This is a genomic window from Alcaligenes sp. (assembly GCF_050255915.1).
GTDB classification, from domain to species: domain Bacteria; phylum Pseudomonadota; class Gammaproteobacteria; order Burkholderiales; family Burkholderiaceae_B; genus Alcaligenes; species Alcaligenes aquatilis.
Genome location: NZ_JBFWIQ010000002.1, coordinates 59,921 through 74,019, shown reverse-complemented (window position 1 = coordinate 74,019; position 14,099 = coordinate 59,921). Strand labels below are relative to the sequence as shown.

Sequence of the window (14,099 nt, the reverse complement as noted above, 5' to 3'; positions counted from 1 at the left end):
GTTAGCCCTGACCAATCGTAGTCAGGAATGGAGAAAACGATGTCGAACTCGACACCTACGCCTGCCGCGTGGCGGCTGGGCCTTGTTGGGCGTAAAGTTGGCATGACCCGTGTGTTTACAGAGGAAGGCGAGTCCATCCCTGTGACCGTGCTGGACGTGTCCAACAACCGCATCACCCAGGTCAAGACGCCCGCAGTTGACGGTTACGCCGCTGTACAGGTTGCCTTTGGCACCCGCCGTGCAACACGCGTTACCAAGCCCCAGGCAGGGCACTATGCAAAAGCTGGCGTTGAAGCTGGCAGCATCCTGAAAGAATTCCGCCTCGACCCTGCTGCTATCGCCGAGCTTTCCGCCGGTTCCGTAGTTGCTGTGGAAAGCATTTTCGAAGCGGGTCAGAAGGTTGACGTTACGGGCACCACGATCGGTAAAGGCTTTGCCGGTACCATCAAACGCCACAATTTTGGCGGCCAGCGTAACAGCCACGGTAACTCGCGCTCGCACCGCGTACCCGGTTCCATTGGTCAAGCCCAGGATCCAGGCCGTGTGTTCAAAGGTAAAAAAATGTCGGGCCATATGGGTGATGTTACCCGTACGGTTCAGAATCTTGACGTGATCCGCGTCGACGCCGAGCGTGGCTTGTTGTTGGTCCGGGGCGCTGTCCCAGGTCACAAGAATGCCAATATCGTTGTGCGCCCTGCTGTGAAAGGAGCCTAATCCATGGAACTGAAGCTCCTGAACGAACAAGGCCAAGCTGCATCCACATTGCAGGCCAACGAAACCGTTTTCGGTCGTGAATTCAACGAAGCTCTGGTTCACCAGATCGTTGTTGCATACCAGTCCAATGCTCGCAGCGGTAACAGCAAGCAATTGACTCGTGCCGAAGTCAACCACAGCACCAAAAAGCCATGGCGCCAAAAAGGCACTGGCCGTGCTCGTGCTGGTATGACATCCTCGCCCGTGTGGCGTGGAGGCGGTCGTGCATTCCCCAACACCGGTGAAGAAAACTACACGCACAAGGTCAACAAGAAGATGTACCGCGCCGGTATCAGCGCGATTCTGTCTCAGTTGGTCCGTGACGAGCGTCTGTTGGTTGTTGATTCCTTCACTCTGGAAGCACCCAAGACTCGTCTGGCAGCCAACAAGCTGAAAGACCTGGGCCTGGAATCCGTGCTGATCATCACCGACGCGCTGGACGAGAACGTGTACTTGGCTACGCGTAACCTGCCTCACGTTGCTGTGGTTGAGCCACGCTACGCTGACCCGCTGTCCCTGATCCACTACAAAAAAGTGTTGGTCACCAAAGCGGCTGTCGCTCAGTTTGAGGAGATGTTGGGATGAACGCCGAACGTCTATTGCAAGTCATTCTGGCTCCTGTCGTGACTGAAAAAGCCACGTACGTTGCCGAAAAAAATCAGCAAATCGCTTTCCGCGTCGCTCCTGATGCTACCAAGCCTGAAATCAAAGCTGCTATTGAACTGCTGTTCAAGGTAGAAGTTGAGTCGGTGCAGGTGCTCAATCAGAAGGGCAAAGAAAAGCGCTTTGGCCGTTTCATGGGTCGCCGCCGCAGTGTGCGCAAGGCATATGTCTCGCTCAAGCCCGGTCAGGAACTCGACTTTTCTGAGGTGAACTAATATGGCATTGGTAAAAGTAAAACCAACGTCGCCAGGTCGCCGTGGCATGATCAAAGTAGTTCACCCTGAACTGCACAAAGGCGCTCCTTACGCGGCTTTGCTGGAAAAGAAATCCAGCAGTGCTGGCCGTAACAACAACGGCCACATCACGGTTCGTCACCGTGGCGGCGGTCACAAGCAGCACTACCGTATTGTCGACTTCCGTCGCAACAAAGACGGTATTCCTGCGAAAGTAGAACGTCTGGAATACGACCCTAACCGCAGCGCTCACATCGCATTGGTGTGCTACGCAGACGGCGAGCGTCGTTACATCATCGCCCCTCGTGGTCTGGCAGTGGGTGCAACGGTTGTCTCTGGCGCGGAAGCTCCTATCCGTTCCGGCAACACTTTGCCTATCCGCAACATTCCTGTGGGTCAAACCATTCACTGCATCGAGATGCTGCCTGGTAAGGGTGCTCAAATCGCTCGTTCCGCTGGTGGTTCCGCTGTGTTGCTGGCTCGTGAAGGCACGTACGCTCAAGTACGTCTGCGTTCCGGTGAAGTTCGCCGCATCCACATCGACTGCCGCGCCACGATTGGCGAAGTTAGCAACCACGATCACAGCCTGCGTCAAATCGGTAAAGCCGGTGCTGTTCGCTGGCGTGGTATTCGTCCTACCGTTCGCGGTGTGGCGATGAACCCAGTCGATCACCCGCACGGTGGTGGTGAAGGTCGTACGGGTGAAGGCCGTGAGCCAGTCAGCCCATGGGGTACGCCTGCCAAGGGCTACCGCACCCGTCGTAACAAGCGCACAGACAACATGATTGTTTCGCGCCGTAAGCGCAAGTAAGGGGCGAACACTATGTCACGTTCGATTAAAAAAGGCCCATTCGTTGATGCTCACCTGATCAAAAAGGTTGACGCAGCCGTTGTGGGTAACGACAAGCGACCAATCAAAACCTGGTCGCGCCGCTCTACCATCCTGCCCGAGTTCATTGGGCTGACGATTGCCGTTCACAATGGCCGTCAACACATTCCCGTTTACATCAACGAGAACATGGTTGGCCACAAGCTCGGCGAGTTCGCTTTGACCCGTACGTTCAAGGGTCACGCTGCGGACAAAAAGGCCCGGAGATAAGTGATGGAAACTACAGCAATTATTCGTGGAGTCCATATTTCGGCGCAAAAAGCACGTCTGGTTGCGGACATGGTCCGCGGCAAGTCCGTCGCTCACGCTCTGAATACGCTGACTTTCACTCCTAAGAAAGCCGCTGGCATCATCAAGAAAGCTCTGGAATCGGCTATTGCCAACGCTGAGCACAATGACGGCGCCGATATCGACGAACTGAAAGTCACCTCCATTTACGTGGACAAGGCTCAGTCGTTGAAGCGTTTTTCTGCACGAGCCAAAGGCCGCGGTAACCGTATTGAGAAGCAGACTTGCCACATTGTGGTCAAAGTCGGCGCTTAAGGAGTCACAATGGGACAGAAAATCCACCCAATTGGGTTCCGCCTGGCTGTTAACCGTAACTGGAGCTCGCGTTGGTACGCTGACGGTGCTGAGTTCGGTACGATGTTGGCTGATGACATCCGTGTGCGCGAATACCTGAAACGCAAGCTGAAAAGCGCGTCCGTTGGCCGTGTGGTCATCGAGCGTCCTGCCAAAAATGCTCGCATCACTATTTACTCGGCTCGTCCTGGTGTAGTGATCGGCAAGCGCGGCGAGGACATCGAAAGCCTGAAGGCTGACCTGCAGCGACTGTTGGGCGTGCCCGTGCACGTTAACATCGAAGAAATTCGCAAACCTGAAACCGACGCTCAACTGATCGCCGACTCCATTGCTCAGCAACTGGAAAAGCGCATCATGTTCCGTCGTGCGATGAAGCGTTCCATGCAAAACGCCATGCGTCTGGGTGCCCAAGGCATCAAGATCATGAGCTCGGGTCGCTTGAACGGCATCGAAATCGCTCGTACTGAATGGTACCGCGAAGGCCGTGTGCCTCTGCACACCCTGCGCGCTAACATCGATTACGGCACTTCCGAAGCGCACACGACGTACGGGATTATCGGTATCAAGGTCTGGGTCTACAAGGGCGACATGCTGCCTAACGGCGAAATGCCTGTTGACACCGTAGCCCCTGAAGAGCGCCGCCCACGTCGTCCACGTGGTGACCGCCCTGAAAACCGCCGTCCAGGTGGTCGTGGCCGCGGTCCTCGTAAAGACGCTGCTCCTGCTGCGTCCGAAGGAGAATAAAACATGCTGCAACCTTCTCGCAGAAAGTACCGCAAAGAGCACAAAGGCCGTAATACCGGTCTGGCAACTCGCGGTGCGCAAGTTTCGTTTGGCGAATTTGGTCTGAAAGCCACTGACCGTGGCCGTCTGACTGCTCGCCAGATCGAAGCAGCACGTCGTGCAATTAACCGTCACATCAAACGTGGTGGCCGCATCTGGATCCGTATCTTCCCCGATAAGCCAATTTCGCAGAAACCTGCCGAAGTTCGTATGGGTAACGGTAAGGGTAATCCAGAGTTCTGGGTCGCTGAGATTCAACCAGGCAAGGTCCTGTACGAAATGGAAGGTGTTAGCGAAGAGCTGGCACGCGAGGCATTCCGTCTGGCCGCTGCCAAGCTGCCTATCTCGACGACGTTCGTAACGCGTCAGATCGGTGCTTAAGGAGACGTCATGAAAGCCAGCGAACTCCGTACTAAAGATGCCGCCGAGCTCCAGAAAGAGCTCGAGAGCCTGTTGAAAGCACAATTTAACCTGCGCATGCAGCGTGCTACTCAACAGCTTTCCAACACCAGCCAATTGGGCAAAGTACGTCGCGACATCGCTCGCGTCCGTACTGTCATGGCTGAGACCGCAGGAAAGTAAGATGAGCGAAACTCAAACTACCGAAAAACGTCAACGTACCCTGATTGGTCAAGTTGTCAGCAACAAGATGGACAAAACTGTCGTCGTTCTGGTTGAACGCCGCGTTAAACATCCTTTGTATGGCAAGATCATCGTGCGCTCCAATAAGTACAAAGCGCATGACGAGACCAACCAGTGCAACGAAGGCGATACCGTTGAGATTACCGAAGGTCGTCCTATCAGCCGCAGCAAGTCCTGGACTGTTGTGCGTTTGATCGAAGCAGCCCGCGTGATCTAAACGCTTGCTCAGATGCCAGGCTCCGGTCTGGCTCTGGTAAGTCAAAAAACCCCGATCTGTTTACAGATTGGGGTTTTTTTATGCCCGGCTGTTTGCCGACGGGTGCTGGAAGAGCAGGGTGGCCGTATGGTGTGCGTGGTGCTGGCATGAAGGCTGGAACTAGCATGTGTTTTTGAGTGCCCGTGGGTTTCACTCCTGCCTGGGCAGCAGGGCATCTTGCGCAGGACATTGACTCGACCCTCTGGTTCGAGCCATTTACCCGCGTGGATGATTGGGCTGAAAACAGAGGCTAGTTGCCGCCGTAAGTCGTACTCGAGACTTAGCCACGTGGTTCCTGTTTGCGCCATTGTGCCGGGCTGACACCGACACTGCGTCTGAATGCAGCGCTAAAGGCTGCTGCAGAGCTGTAGCCGATACGTTCGGCAATCTGCTCCATGGTCAGCCCTTGCTCCAACTGGCGTTTGGCCAACTGCATGCGTAGCTGCAACAGAACCTGGGCCGGTGCCATCCCGCAGAGCAGGGTAAAGCGCCGGTGAAAGGCCGCGCGTGACATATTCAGGTAGGCGGCCATATCGTCCACCGACCAGGCTTTGGCAGGCTCACGCAGTAGTTGCTCGATCAAGCCACCAAACGCAGGATCGCTAGCCAGATGAATCAAGCCGGCAGGCAGGGCTCCGTGGGCGGGTGCCTGCCCGATTTGCTGACGCAAGGTATAGAACAACAACAGCTCCACCAGCTTCTCCAGCAGGCTGGAATTAGCTTGTGGCTGACGTCGCATCTCGGCCTGAATCAAATCCAGCAAGGGACGCCCCGAATCCGCATCCGCCTGCGAACCATCAATCAGCAAGACATCCGGCACCGTTGCCAGTAGCAACTCGCTCAAACCACGGCCTAGATCCAGGAAGCCACAGAGCAAGCCCGTGCTCTGTGGCACTTGTGGCTCCAGATTCTGCATGGCTTGCCGCTGTATGGCCACATTCCAGTTCGGCGGCGTGGGTGAAGAGCTCAGGCGATGGGGCACATCACGCAAGAAGAACACCGCATCACCCGCCTGCAAGGCCAAGGCTTCCTGATGCTGAATATGTAGCCAGCACGGTCCATGCAAGACCACATGAAAGCCTGCCCGTTGATGACCGTGCAAGCTGCTTTCCCATTGATTGCAGTATTGCCCCAAGTGAAACAGGCTGGCGGAGATCTCCAGCCCGGACAAGAGCAGATCCTCCACAGGGTGTCCGGTGTCTTTGGAATCAACGGCGCAATGGCTGTCAGGAAAGGCAGAGTGGCTCATGCAGAAAATATGCTTATTTCTTTTCGTGGATATTTTTAATATGAATACCGCTATGTTCGCACATGGAGATAAGGCGTCAGGCAATCGACAATGAAACCTTCTCGGATTAACTAAGGAATTGTCGCCATCATGACCCGCTTAACCTTGCATACTGTGGACTCCGCACCAGAGGTGGTCAAACCAGCCCTTGAAAAAGCGGTACGTGGTAGCGGCTTTTTGTCCAATCTGCTGGCTATTTTGGCCAATGCGCCCGTTGCCCTGCAAGCCTATCAGGATATGTCCGCCCTGAACGCCACCGCCAGCCTGTCGCTGGTCGAGCGCGAGGTGGTGCAACTGGTCGCTGGCACCACTCATGGTTGCCGCTTCTGCGTGGCCGGTCACACCGCCATTGCGACCAATAAAGCCAAGCTGGACCCGGAAATCCTGGCTGCCTTGCGTGCGCGTGGCTTTGACCAGATCAACGACGAGCGCCTGCAGGCTCTGGCTTTGTTTAGCCGTGCGGTGATTGATACCCGTGGTCAGGTGTCGGATCAGGCTCTGGCCGATTTCCGCGCAGCCGGTTATGGCGACCAGCAGGCGTTGGAAGTGATTACCGGCATTGGTTTGGCGACGATCTGCAACTTTGCCAATAATCTGGCCCGTACGCCGCTCAATAGCCAGCTGGAGGCCTACGCATGGGAAACGCCCTAAAGCGTGCTGAGCAGCCTGCGCTGGCCTCAGAGCGTCCTGTTTTGTCGCGCGGCTTGGCACAGTGGCTGGAAGAGCATGCCCTGTCACTGGACAGCGATGCGTCCCAGGCACAGGCCTTGCTGCCTCGCCTGGCACAAGACGGTTTGTTGGGTCTGGGCCTGAAAGCAGACTTTTCTGACTTCGGTGATGCCGTTCAATCTATCGTGGAAGTGGCCGAGCATTCGCTGACAGCGGGTTTTGTCCTGTGGAGCCAGCGTACGTTCATTGAATACCTGCGCGACGTTCAGGACCCTGCCATGCGTGAGCGCTATTTGCCGGGTTTGCTGGACGGCAGTATTGCCGGTGCGACGGGCCTGTCCAATGCCATCAAGTTTTTGGGTGGTATTGAAGAGCTGCAAGTGCGTGCCCAGCCCGAACAAGGGCAATGGCAGTTTGAAGGCCGCTTGCCCTGGATTACTAATCTGCGCCCCGATCATTGCCTGGTCGCCATTGTGGCCGCCATGCCCGAGGATCAGGCCGGCATTTGGGTGGCAGAGCTGGGCGATCCAGGATTGGAGCGTTCGGCGGATCTGGATCTGGTCGGACTGCGTGGCAGCAATACCGCAGCCTTGACGTTCAATACCGTGCGTCTGGGACAGGAGCGTTTGCTGCATCCCGATGCGGGTCACTTTGTGCGCTCGGTGCGCCCTCGTTTCATGGCACTGCAATGCGGCATGGCCATGGGGCTGGCACGTCGTTCCTTGAAGCAAGTGCTGGCGGCGCCACGCTGCCAATGGGTACAGGAACAGCCCGCCCGCCGCTTGCTGGATCGTGTGCAGGAATTGTCGGATGTGCTGGTTGATGCCGTACGTAAACCCGGCTCGGCTACGCCGCCTGATCTGTTCAACGTCCGTATCGAGCTAAGCAGTCTGGCGTCGCAGGCCGTGGCTTTGGAAAGCTCCGCCATTGGTGGGGCCACCTATATGCAAGGCAAGCATCCCCAACTGCTGCGCCGTTATCGGGAAGCCATGCTGGTGCCTTTGATTTCGCCCACCGTGGCGCAACTGAAAGCTGAACTTGGGCAGGATGCTGTATGAGTTCCGCCGCCCCCCTGCATACCGATTCTGAAGAGGCCGGGCTTTTGTCCGCCCGGGGGATCAGCCTGGCCTACGGTGGCCAGACTATCTTGCAGAACCTGGACTTGAATGTGGCTGCGGGTGAGATCGTGGCGTTGCTGGGGCCTAGTGGAGTCGGCAAGTCCTCCTTGTTGCGAGTCCTGGCCGGTTTGCAGACTCCCACACTGGGTGAGGTTTCTTTTCTGGGGCAAGCTGTGCGCGGAGTTCATCCTGCTTTGGCGATGGCGTTTCAAGAAGCCATTCTCTTGCCGTGGCTGAATGTGCAGGCCAATACCGGCTTTGGCCTGGGCTTTGCTCGTCAGCCTTGCGTATCCGCCGCAGAGCGCCGCCAGCGCGTTGAACAGGCGCTGCGTCAGGTCGGTTTATATGAAAGCCGCCACCAGCGTCCCGGTGCCTTGTCGGGCGGGATGGCACAGCGTGTTGCCATTGCGCGTTGTCTGGCTCGACGTCCGCAAGTCTTGTTGATGGATGAGCCTTTTGGTGCGCTGGACGAGGTGACCCGCCGTCAGATGCAAGAGCTGATTCTGTCGATACGCGATCAGACCGGCTGCGCCATTGTGCTGGTCACTCACGATATTGATGAGGCGCTCTTGCTGGCAGACCGTGCCCTGCTTTTAGGGGGCCGTCCTGCCAGTTTGCAGCGGGAATGGAGCTGCCCGGCCCATCCCCGATCTCATCTGGACAACTGGCTTCAGACCATACGCCTGGAAATTGTGGCCAATCTGGAGCAAAGCCTCTCCCAGGCGGTTCACGCCTCTGTTTCGTAAGGTGCTCTTTATGATTGAATCTCCTACGTCTCGTGCCCGTCGCGACTTGCTGAAACTGGCGTCCTTGCTGACGGTAGCGGGAGCCGCGCCCTTGCTAGCTCAAGGCGCTGCCCGTGCACAAAGCGAGTCGAATGCGCCTTTGCGTATCGGCTATTTGCCGATTACTGATGCTACCGCCATGTTGGTGGCACATCACAATGGATACTTTGAACAAGCAGGCATTGCGGTTGAGAAACCCGTGATGGTGCGTAGCTGGGCCCAACTGATCGAGGCCTTTATCTCCGGGCAGGTCAATCTGGTGCACTTGCTCTCGCCCATGACGGTGTGGGCGCGCTACGGCAGCAAAGTGCCTGCCAAAGTGGTGGCCTGGAATCACATGAGTGGCTCTGCCATCACGGTGGCGCAGAACATCAGCTCGGCCGAACAATTGGGTGGGCAGACGGTGGCCATTCCTTTCTGGTATTCCATTCATAACGTGGTCTTGCAGCATGTGCTCAAAGCACATGGCCTGACGCCGGTCGTGAAAAACGCCGGTGCGCTGGCACCCAATGAGGTCAATCTGGTGGTGATGGCTCCTGCCGATATGCCCCCGGCTTTGGCGTCGGGGCGGATTGCCGGTTTCACCGTAGCTGAACCCTTCAATGCCTTGGCAGAAACCCAGGGAATGGGCCGCATTTTGCGTTTTACCGGTGACGTTTGGCGCGATCACGCCTGTTGCGTGGCCTTCATGCACGAGCAGGATTTGCAGACTCGCCCCCAATGGTCGCAAGGTGTGGTGGAGGGTCTGGTCAAGGCGCAGATCTGGATACGGAGCAACCGTGCCGAGGCGGCTCAAATCCTGTCGCGTGAAGGAGGCAACCGTTATACCCCGCACACTCAGGAAAATCTTTTGAAAGTGCTATCCCCGGACCCGGCTGATCGCGCTCAATACGTGAAGTCTGGTGTGATTCGTCACCCGGACTGGGACGACCAGCGCATTGATTTTCAACCCTATCCCTTCCCCAGCTACACCGAGTCTTTGGTGAAAATGCTGCAAGGGACCTTGATCCAGGGCGAGCGTGGTTTTCTGGAAGGATTGTCTCCTGAACACGTAGCCAGTGATCTGGTGGATGATCGTTTTGTGCGTGCCGCTTTGGAAAAGCAGGGTGGCCTGGCGCAGTTTGGCTTGTCCGAGCAGTACACCCGCAACGAGAGCATTGTTGTATGAGTTTGAGCGCGTCTGCTACTTCTTCCCGTGCGACGCCTGTGACGCAGTCCGAGTCGCGATCGGCTGCGTCTTTGCGACGCCCCAAAATGAATGCCTGGATTGCCAGCACCCTGTGGGGTTTGGGCGGTTTGTTGGCGGGAGTCGTGCTGTGGTACTTGGCCACAGTCTGGTCAAGCAGCCCCTTGATGCAACAGTTTGGGCCTGCAGCCGCGTTTCATAGCCTGCTGGAAATACTGGGCTGGTCGGAGACCTGGTTGCACGTCGGTGCCAGCTTGCAGCGTATTTTTGTAGGCTTGGCGATCTCTTTGGGTGTCGGCGTGCCCGCTGGCTTGCTGCTGGGCCTGTCTAATCGGGCTCATGCTGCTTTAACTCCCTTGTTCCAGTTCTTGCGCATGATCTCGCCCCTGTCATGGATGCCCATTGCCGTCATGGCCTTCGGGATTGGGGATGCACCGATTTATTTTCTGCTGGGTGTGGCCGGTGTCTGGCCTGTCTTGCTGAATACGGCTTCGGGTGTACGTCATTTGAATCCGCGCTGGCTGATGCTGGGTCGCAGTCTGGCAGCCACCAAGTTGGAAACGCTTTTGTATTTGATTCTGCCCGGCATTGTTGGCTCGGTGCTGACAGGTAGCCGACTGGCGATTGGTGTCTTATGGATTGTGCTGGTGCCTTGTGAAATGCTGGGCGTATCAGCCGGTTTGGGTTACCTGATTCTGGATACGCGTGATCGCATGGCGTATTCCGAATTGATGGCCGTGATTGTCTTGATTGGTCTGATTGGCTATCTGCTGGATAGTGCTTTGCGAGCCTTGTTTGCGGCTTTGGGACAGCGTTAAAAACATAGGCTTGCCCTTCGACTTCATGGAGGGTGAGGCAGTTGATTGCTCAGTGCTTTCAAGAAGTGCAGGGTAGCGAAAATGACCACGGAACCCGCCCTTTCACACTTTTGCTGCATCGCTCGTTAACGTTGGTGTGCGTGTCTGGCGGCTGTTGCAGAAGCACCGGAATACCGAATAGAAAGGCCCTCAACAAGACATGTTGAGGGCCTTTTCATGTTCATCTTGGTGCAGCTATTACTCTAGGGACGGCGGGTTCAGGCAGCGACTAGCGTACTATCCGCATCCTGTTCAATCGCGGCACGTGGACTGAGCTGATCAATCAACTCGCCATACCAGGACAAAGTCGTGCCCAAGGTGGCGACCTGGCCAATTACCAAAATGCAGGGGCTGGCAAACTGATGCTGCTGTGCATCCTGGGCAATACTTTCCAGTGTGGACAGCAAGGTGCGTTGTTCAGGGCGCGAGCCATTTTCAATCAAGGCGCAGGGCGTAGTGGCACTACGGCCACGCTGCACCAGCTCATGGCTAAAGCCCAGGATTTGCTGCAAACCCATGTACACAGCCACTGTCTGGCTGGTATCGAGCAGCGGGTTCCAATCGTCGATACCGTGACCGCTTTTGCGGTGTGCTGTCACGAACTGCACGGACTGGGCGTGATCGCGGTGTGTCAGGGGAATGCCGCTGTAAGCCGCGCATGCGATGGCAGCCGTGATACCGGGCACTACTTCAAACGCGATACCGTGCTTAGCCAGATATTCCAGCTCTTCACCGCCGCGACCAAAAATAAAGCCATCGCCGCCTTTCAGGCGCACCACGGTTTGACCGGCGCGAGCGTGTTCAATCATCAGCTGATGAATACGGTTCTGAGTTTGATGATGGTCTTCGCCCAACTGTTTGCCGACAAAAATGCGGTGCGCATCGCGACGGGCCAGCTCCATCACCTGATCGGATACCAGCCTATCGTACAGAATCACATCGGCACGATTCAGTGCGCGCAAGGCGTGCAGCGTCAGCAGACCAGGATCTCCAGGACCGGCTCCCACCAGAATCACACGGCCTTGTCTGGCACGGGGCGATTCAGGCTGTTGTAGTGCGCTTTCCAGGCTAAGGCGTGCCTGTTCATTCTGGTGGCTGCGTAGTGCCGCACCCACCGGGCCATCCAGCAGCCAGTCGTAGAAACGGCGGCGCGCACCCAGCTCGGGGCGAGCGTGTCGAATGGCACTGCGGTATTCCTGTGCCAGACGGCTGATCGCACCCAGGCTGTGGTCCAACATGGTTTCCAATTGCTCCCGTACTCGCCGTGCCAACATGGGGGCTGATCCCGCTGAGGAAATCGCAATAATCAGCGGTGAGCGATCCACAATGGCAGGTACCTGAAAACTGGATAATTCGGGGTCGTCCACCACATTGACCAGAATGCGCGCTTCTTGTGCGTCCTGGGCAATCACCTGGTTTACGTCTCGCTTGTCAGTGGCGGCAATAATCAGCCAGGCCCCTTGCAGATGTGGGGCCTGATAGCGCTCCCGAATCAGGGTGATGCGCCCTTGTTTGGCCAGCTCTTGCAGACTGTCCACTACATAGGGGGCGACCAGTGTCACCTGGGCACCGGCAGCCAGAACCAGACGTACTTTGCGTTCGGCGATTTCTCCACCGCCGATCACCAGTACGGCGCGCTGCTTCAAGTTGGCGAATAAAGGAAAAAGGTTCATATCAGGCCGGTTGTAAAACCAAAGGAATCAAGCGGCTTGAAGGCTCGGCAACGACGCCAGCGCGAACCAGGAAATCACCAAAATGTTCACCTTCCAGACGCTCGGCCGCAAAGCGGCCAAACAGCTCGTCCAGAATGCTTAGAATCTCAGGTTCATCTATATTCTGGCGGTAGATGACGTTCAGGCGTTCGCCGCTGAAGTTCGCCCCCAAACGCAAGTCATAGCGACCCAGAGCACGGCCCACCAGAGCGATTTCACCCAGGTAAGGACGGGCGCAGCCGTTGGGGCAGCCGGAAATACGCAGCACAATGCGTTCGTCACGCAGTTGATACTTGTGCAGCAAGGTTTCCAGCTTGGGCAGCAGGATGGGGGCGTAGCGTTCGCTCTCGGCCATGGCCAGACCGCAGGTTGGCAGAGAAACACAGGCAATCGTGCTGCTGCGTATGCCGCTTTGTGTCTGGTACACATCCAGCTTGTGATCGGCGACCAGCTTGTCGATCTTGGCCTTATCTTCTTCAGGCACATCGGCAATGATCAGGTTCTGGTTGCAGGTCAGGCGGAACTGCCCTTGGTGAATCTTGGCAATTTCACGCATACCCGTCAGCCAGGGACCGACTTCGGTATCCATGATGCGGCCCGAATCGATACGCAGGCTCAGGTGCCAGCGGCCATTGCTGCCTTGGGTCCAGCCGAAGCGGTCGCCATTGTGGTCAAAGTGATAGGGGCGCGAAGGCTCCAGCGTTTGGCCACTGCGGTTTTGCACTTCTTCCAGGAACCAGTCCACACCCAACTTATCCACGGTGTATTTCAGGCGGGCATGACGGCGTTCGTCGCGGTTGCCGTGGTCGCGTTGCGTGGTGATAACGGCTTCGCAAACGGCCAGCAGTTGCTCGGGGCGCACAAAGCCGATCACACTGCCCAGTCGCGGGTAGGTGGTGTCGTCGCCGTGAGTGGCACCCATGCCGCCGCCAATGGCGACGTTAAAGCCCAGCAACTGGTTGTTTTCAATAATCGCGATCAGGCCGATGTCCTGCGCAAATACGTCCACATCATTTAAGGGAGGCACGGCAATGCCGATCTTGAATTTGCGGGGCAGGTAAGTCTTGCCGTAAATCGGTTCAAAGTCTTCGCCATCAATGGCGTCTTCGACTTTTTTGCCGTCCAGCCAGATCTCGGCATAGGCGCGGGTTTTGGGCAAGAAGGTTTCGGAAATCTTGTCAGCCCACTCTTGAACCAGACCGTGCTGTTCGGACAGCAAGGGATTGGTGGCGCTGACCACCTGACGGTTCACGTCGCCGCAGGTAGCCAATGTCGTGGACATGGCCTTGTTAATGGCTTGCAGGGTGGGTTTTAAAAAGGGCTTGCGCACGCCGTGCCATTGAAAGGTCTGACGGGTGGTGATGCGCAGGCCAAACTGGGCCCAGTCACAGGCGATCTGGTCAAAGGCCAACCACTGGGCGGGCGTAACCACACCACCGGGCAAGCGGGCGCGAATCATGAAGCTGAACGCCGGTTCCAGCTTTTGTTTGCGACGCTCTTCGCGTTGGTCTCGGTCGTCTTGCTGATAGCTGCCGTGAAACTTCAGCAGCTTGTTGTCGTCTTCACTGATGGCGCCGGTAATGGGGTCGGCCAGACCTTCGGTGATGCCCCCGCGCAGATAGCGGCTATCAATTTTGACTTGCTCGATAGCGGCGATTTTCTTAGTTGTCATGTTCTTGCTTC

General features: G+C 56.8%; 18 protein-coding genes. 15 read left to right on the top strand and 3 right to left on the bottom strand.

Annotated elements, in window-relative coordinates; translation table 11 throughout:
- Nucleotides 1-39: 39 nt before the first annotated feature.
- The 10 genes from rplC to rpsQ are packed head-to-tail and all read left to right on the top strand — an operon-like array spanning nucleotide 40 to nucleotide 4,762.
- A complete protein-coding gene (gene rplC, locus AB7E06_RS02615; RefSeq protein WP_003803046.1) occupies nucleotides 40-714 on the top strand; it encodes a 50S ribosomal protein L3 in 675 nt (224 codons plus the stop codon).
- Nucleotides 715-717: 3 nt separating this feature from the next.
- Nucleotides 718-1,338: a 50S ribosomal protein L4 gene (gene rplD / locus AB7E06_RS02610; RefSeq protein ID WP_094198176.1), complete on the top strand. Its 621-nt coding sequence runs from the start codon at nucleotides 718-720 to the stop codon at nucleotides 1,336-1,338.
- Complete coding sequence (gene rplW, locus AB7E06_RS02605) at nucleotides 1,335-1,631, top strand: 50S ribosomal protein L23 (protein ID WP_003803043.1); 297 nt, start codon at nucleotides 1,335-1,337, stop codon at nucleotides 1,629-1,631. Before rplD ends, rplW begins: the two co-directional genes overlap by 4 nt.
- Before the next feature lies 1 nt (nucleotide 1,632).
- Nucleotides 1,633-2,460, top strand: coding sequence for a 50S ribosomal protein L2 (gene rplB / locus AB7E06_RS02600; RefSeq protein WP_042489246.1), 828 nt, complete (start codon nucleotides 1,633-1,635; stop codon nucleotides 2,458-2,460).
- Nucleotides 2,461-2,472: 12 nt separating this feature from the next.
- The gene (gene rpsS / locus AB7E06_RS02595; RefSeq protein WP_003803039.1) at nucleotides 2,473-2,748 is read left to right on the top strand and encodes a 30S ribosomal protein S19; all 276 of its coding nucleotides are present in this window, start codon (nucleotides 2,473-2,475) and stop codon (nucleotides 2,746-2,748) included.
- Nucleotides 2,749-2,751: 3 nt separating this feature from the next.
- Complete coding sequence (gene rplV, locus AB7E06_RS02590; RefSeq protein WP_009462426.1) at nucleotides 2,752-3,081, top strand: 50S ribosomal protein L22; 330 nt, start codon at nucleotides 2,752-2,754, stop codon at nucleotides 3,079-3,081.
- A 9-nt stretch (nucleotides 3,082-3,090) separates the two neighbouring features.
- Nucleotides 3,091-3,864 (top strand): 30S ribosomal protein S3, encoded by a 774-nt coding sequence (rpsC, locus tag AB7E06_RS02585; protein ID WP_003803035.1) that lies wholly within the window; start codon nucleotides 3,091-3,093, stop codon nucleotides 3,862-3,864.
- Between the two features lie 3 nt (nucleotides 3,865-3,867).
- Nucleotides 3,868-4,284, top strand: coding sequence for a 50S ribosomal protein L16 (gene rplP / locus AB7E06_RS02580; RefSeq protein WP_003803033.1), 417 nt, complete (start codon nucleotides 3,868-3,870; stop codon nucleotides 4,282-4,284).
- Between the two features lie 9 nt (nucleotides 4,285-4,293).
- Complete coding sequence (gene rpmC, locus AB7E06_RS02575) at nucleotides 4,294-4,485, top strand: 50S ribosomal protein L29 (protein WP_003803032.1); 192 nt, start codon at nucleotides 4,294-4,296, stop codon at nucleotides 4,483-4,485.
- A gap of 1 nt (nucleotide 4,486) precedes the next feature.
- Nucleotides 4,487-4,762: a 30S ribosomal protein S17 gene (gene rpsQ, locus AB7E06_RS02570; RefSeq protein ID WP_094198175.1), complete on the top strand. Its 276-nt coding sequence runs from the start codon at nucleotides 4,487-4,489 to the stop codon at nucleotides 4,760-4,762.
- A 319-nt stretch (nucleotides 4,763-5,081) separates the two neighbouring features.
- On the opposite strand, the gene AB7E06_RS02565 is transcribed toward rpsQ, so the two are convergent.
- Entirely contained in the window at nucleotides 5,082-6,050 is a 969-nt protein-coding gene (locus AB7E06_RS02565; protein ID WP_264672236.1) for an AraC family transcriptional regulator, read from the bottom strand.
- A gap of 129 nt (nucleotides 6,051-6,179) precedes the next feature.
- Here AB7E06_RS02565 and AB7E06_RS02560 point away from each other — a divergent pair, with 129 nt between their 5' ends.
- The 5 genes from AB7E06_RS02560 to AB7E06_RS02540 all read left to right on the top strand — a co-directional run bounded on the left by AB7E06_RS02560 (nucleotide 6,180) and on the right by AB7E06_RS02540 (nucleotide 10,665).
- Nucleotides 6,180-6,740, top strand: a complete 561-nt coding sequence (locus AB7E06_RS02560; protein ID WP_094198173.1) for a carboxymuconolactone decarboxylase family protein — start codon at nucleotides 6,180-6,182, stop codon at nucleotides 6,738-6,740.
- Nucleotides 6,725-7,816 (top strand): acyl-CoA dehydrogenase family protein, encoded by a 1,092-nt coding sequence (locus AB7E06_RS02555; protein ID WP_094198172.1) that lies wholly within the window; start codon nucleotides 6,725-6,727, stop codon nucleotides 7,814-7,816. The genes AB7E06_RS02560 and AB7E06_RS02555 overlap by 16 nt, the downstream gene beginning before the upstream one ends.
- Nucleotides 7,813-8,622, top strand: a complete 810-nt coding sequence (locus tag AB7E06_RS02550; protein WP_108728305.1) for an ABC transporter ATP-binding protein — start codon at nucleotides 7,813-7,815, stop codon at nucleotides 8,620-8,622. The genes AB7E06_RS02555 and AB7E06_RS02550 overlap by 4 nt, the downstream gene beginning before the upstream one ends.
- A 10-nt stretch (nucleotides 8,623-8,632) precedes the next feature.
- On the top strand, nucleotides 8,633-9,829 hold the full coding sequence (locus AB7E06_RS02545; RefSeq protein WP_427954976.1) for an ABC transporter substrate-binding protein: 1,197 nt from the start codon (nucleotides 8,633-8,635) through the stop codon (nucleotides 9,827-9,829).
- 86 nt (nucleotides 9,830-9,915) lie between these two features.
- A complete protein-coding gene (locus AB7E06_RS02540) occupies nucleotides 9,916-10,665 on the top strand; it encodes an ABC transporter permease (RefSeq protein WP_427955255.1) in 750 nt (249 codons plus the stop codon).
- 257 nt (nucleotides 10,666-10,922) lie between these two features.
- Here AB7E06_RS02540 and cysG read toward each other — a convergent pair whose 3' ends face one another.
- Both cysG and cysI read right to left on the bottom strand, forming a co-directional pair.
- Nucleotides 10,923-12,377, bottom strand: a complete 1,455-nt coding sequence (gene cysG / locus AB7E06_RS02535) for a siroheme synthase CysG (RefSeq protein ID WP_427954974.1) — start codon at nucleotides 12,375-12,377, stop codon at nucleotides 10,923-10,925.
- Nucleotide 12,378: 1 nt separating this feature from the next.
- Nucleotides 12,379-14,088 (bottom strand): assimilatory sulfite reductase (NADPH) hemoprotein subunit, encoded by a 1,710-nt coding sequence (cysI, locus tag AB7E06_RS02530; protein ID WP_125277251.1) that lies wholly within the window; start codon nucleotides 14,086-14,088, stop codon nucleotides 12,379-12,381.
- Nucleotides 14,089-14,099: the final 11 nt, after the last annotated feature.

What these genes read in the sequence shown, in the direction of transcription:
- cysI (WP_125277251.1), bottom strand. Translation starts at nt 14,088, where the DNA reads ATGACAACTAAGAAAATCGCCGCTATCGAGCAAGTCAAAATTGATAGC.
- AB7E06_RS02545 (WP_427954976.1), top strand. Translation starts at nt 8,633, where the DNA reads ATGATTGAATCTCCTACGTCTCGTGCCCGTCGCGACTTGCTGAAACTG.
- AB7E06_RS02540 (WP_427955255.1), top strand. Translation starts at nt 9,916, where the DNA reads ATGAATGCCTGGATTGCCAGCACCCTGTGGGGTTTGGGCGGTTTGTTG.
- rplB (WP_042489246.1), top strand. Translation starts at nt 1,633, where the DNA reads ATGGCATTGGTAAAAGTAAAACCAACGTCGCCAGGTCGCCGTGGCATG.
- AB7E06_RS02555 (WP_094198172.1), top strand. Translation starts at nt 6,725, where the DNA reads ATGGGAAACGCCCTAAAGCGTGCTGAGCAGCCTGCGCTGGCCTCAGAG.
- rplP (WP_003803033.1), top strand. Translation starts at nt 3,868, where the DNA reads ATGCTGCAACCTTCTCGCAGAAAGTACCGCAAAGAGCACAAAGGCCGT.
- AB7E06_RS02560 (WP_094198173.1), top strand. Translation starts at nt 6,180, where the DNA reads ATGACCCGCTTAACCTTGCATACTGTGGACTCCGCACCAGAGGTGGTC.
- rplW (WP_003803043.1), top strand. Translation starts at nt 1,335, where the DNA reads ATGAACGCCGAACGTCTATTGCAAGTCATTCTGGCTCCTGTCGTGACT.
- rpsC (WP_003803035.1), top strand. Translation starts at nt 3,091, where the DNA reads ATGGGACAGAAAATCCACCCAATTGGGTTCCGCCTGGCTGTTAACCGT.
- rplC (WP_003803046.1), top strand. Translation starts at nt 40, where the DNA reads ATGTCGAACTCGACACCTACGCCTGCCGCGTGGCGGCTGGGCCTTGTT.
- rpmC (WP_003803032.1), top strand. Translation starts at nt 4,294, where the DNA reads ATGAAAGCCAGCGAACTCCGTACTAAAGATGCCGCCGAGCTCCAGAAA.
- AB7E06_RS02550 (WP_108728305.1), top strand. Translation starts at nt 7,813, where the DNA reads ATGAGTTCCGCCGCCCCCCTGCATACCGATTCTGAAGAGGCCGGGCTT.
- cysG (WP_427954974.1), bottom strand. Translation starts at nt 12,377, where the DNA reads ATGAACCTTTTTCCTTTATTCGCCAACTTGAAGCAGCGCGCCGTACTG.
- rplV (WP_009462426.1), top strand. Translation starts at nt 2,752, where the DNA reads ATGGAAACTACAGCAATTATTCGTGGAGTCCATATTTCGGCGCAAAAA.
- rplD (WP_094198176.1), top strand. Translation starts at nt 718, where the DNA reads ATGGAACTGAAGCTCCTGAACGAACAAGGCCAAGCTGCATCCACATTG.
- rpsQ (WP_094198175.1), top strand. Translation starts at nt 4,487, where the DNA reads ATGAGCGAAACTCAAACTACCGAAAAACGTCAACGTACCCTGATTGGT.
- rpsS (WP_003803039.1), top strand. Translation starts at nt 2,473, where the DNA reads ATGTCACGTTCGATTAAAAAAGGCCCATTCGTTGATGCTCACCTGATC.
- AB7E06_RS02565 (WP_264672236.1), bottom strand. Translation starts at nt 6,050, where the DNA reads ATGAGCCACTCTGCCTTTCCTGACAGCCATTGCGCCGTTGATTCCAAA.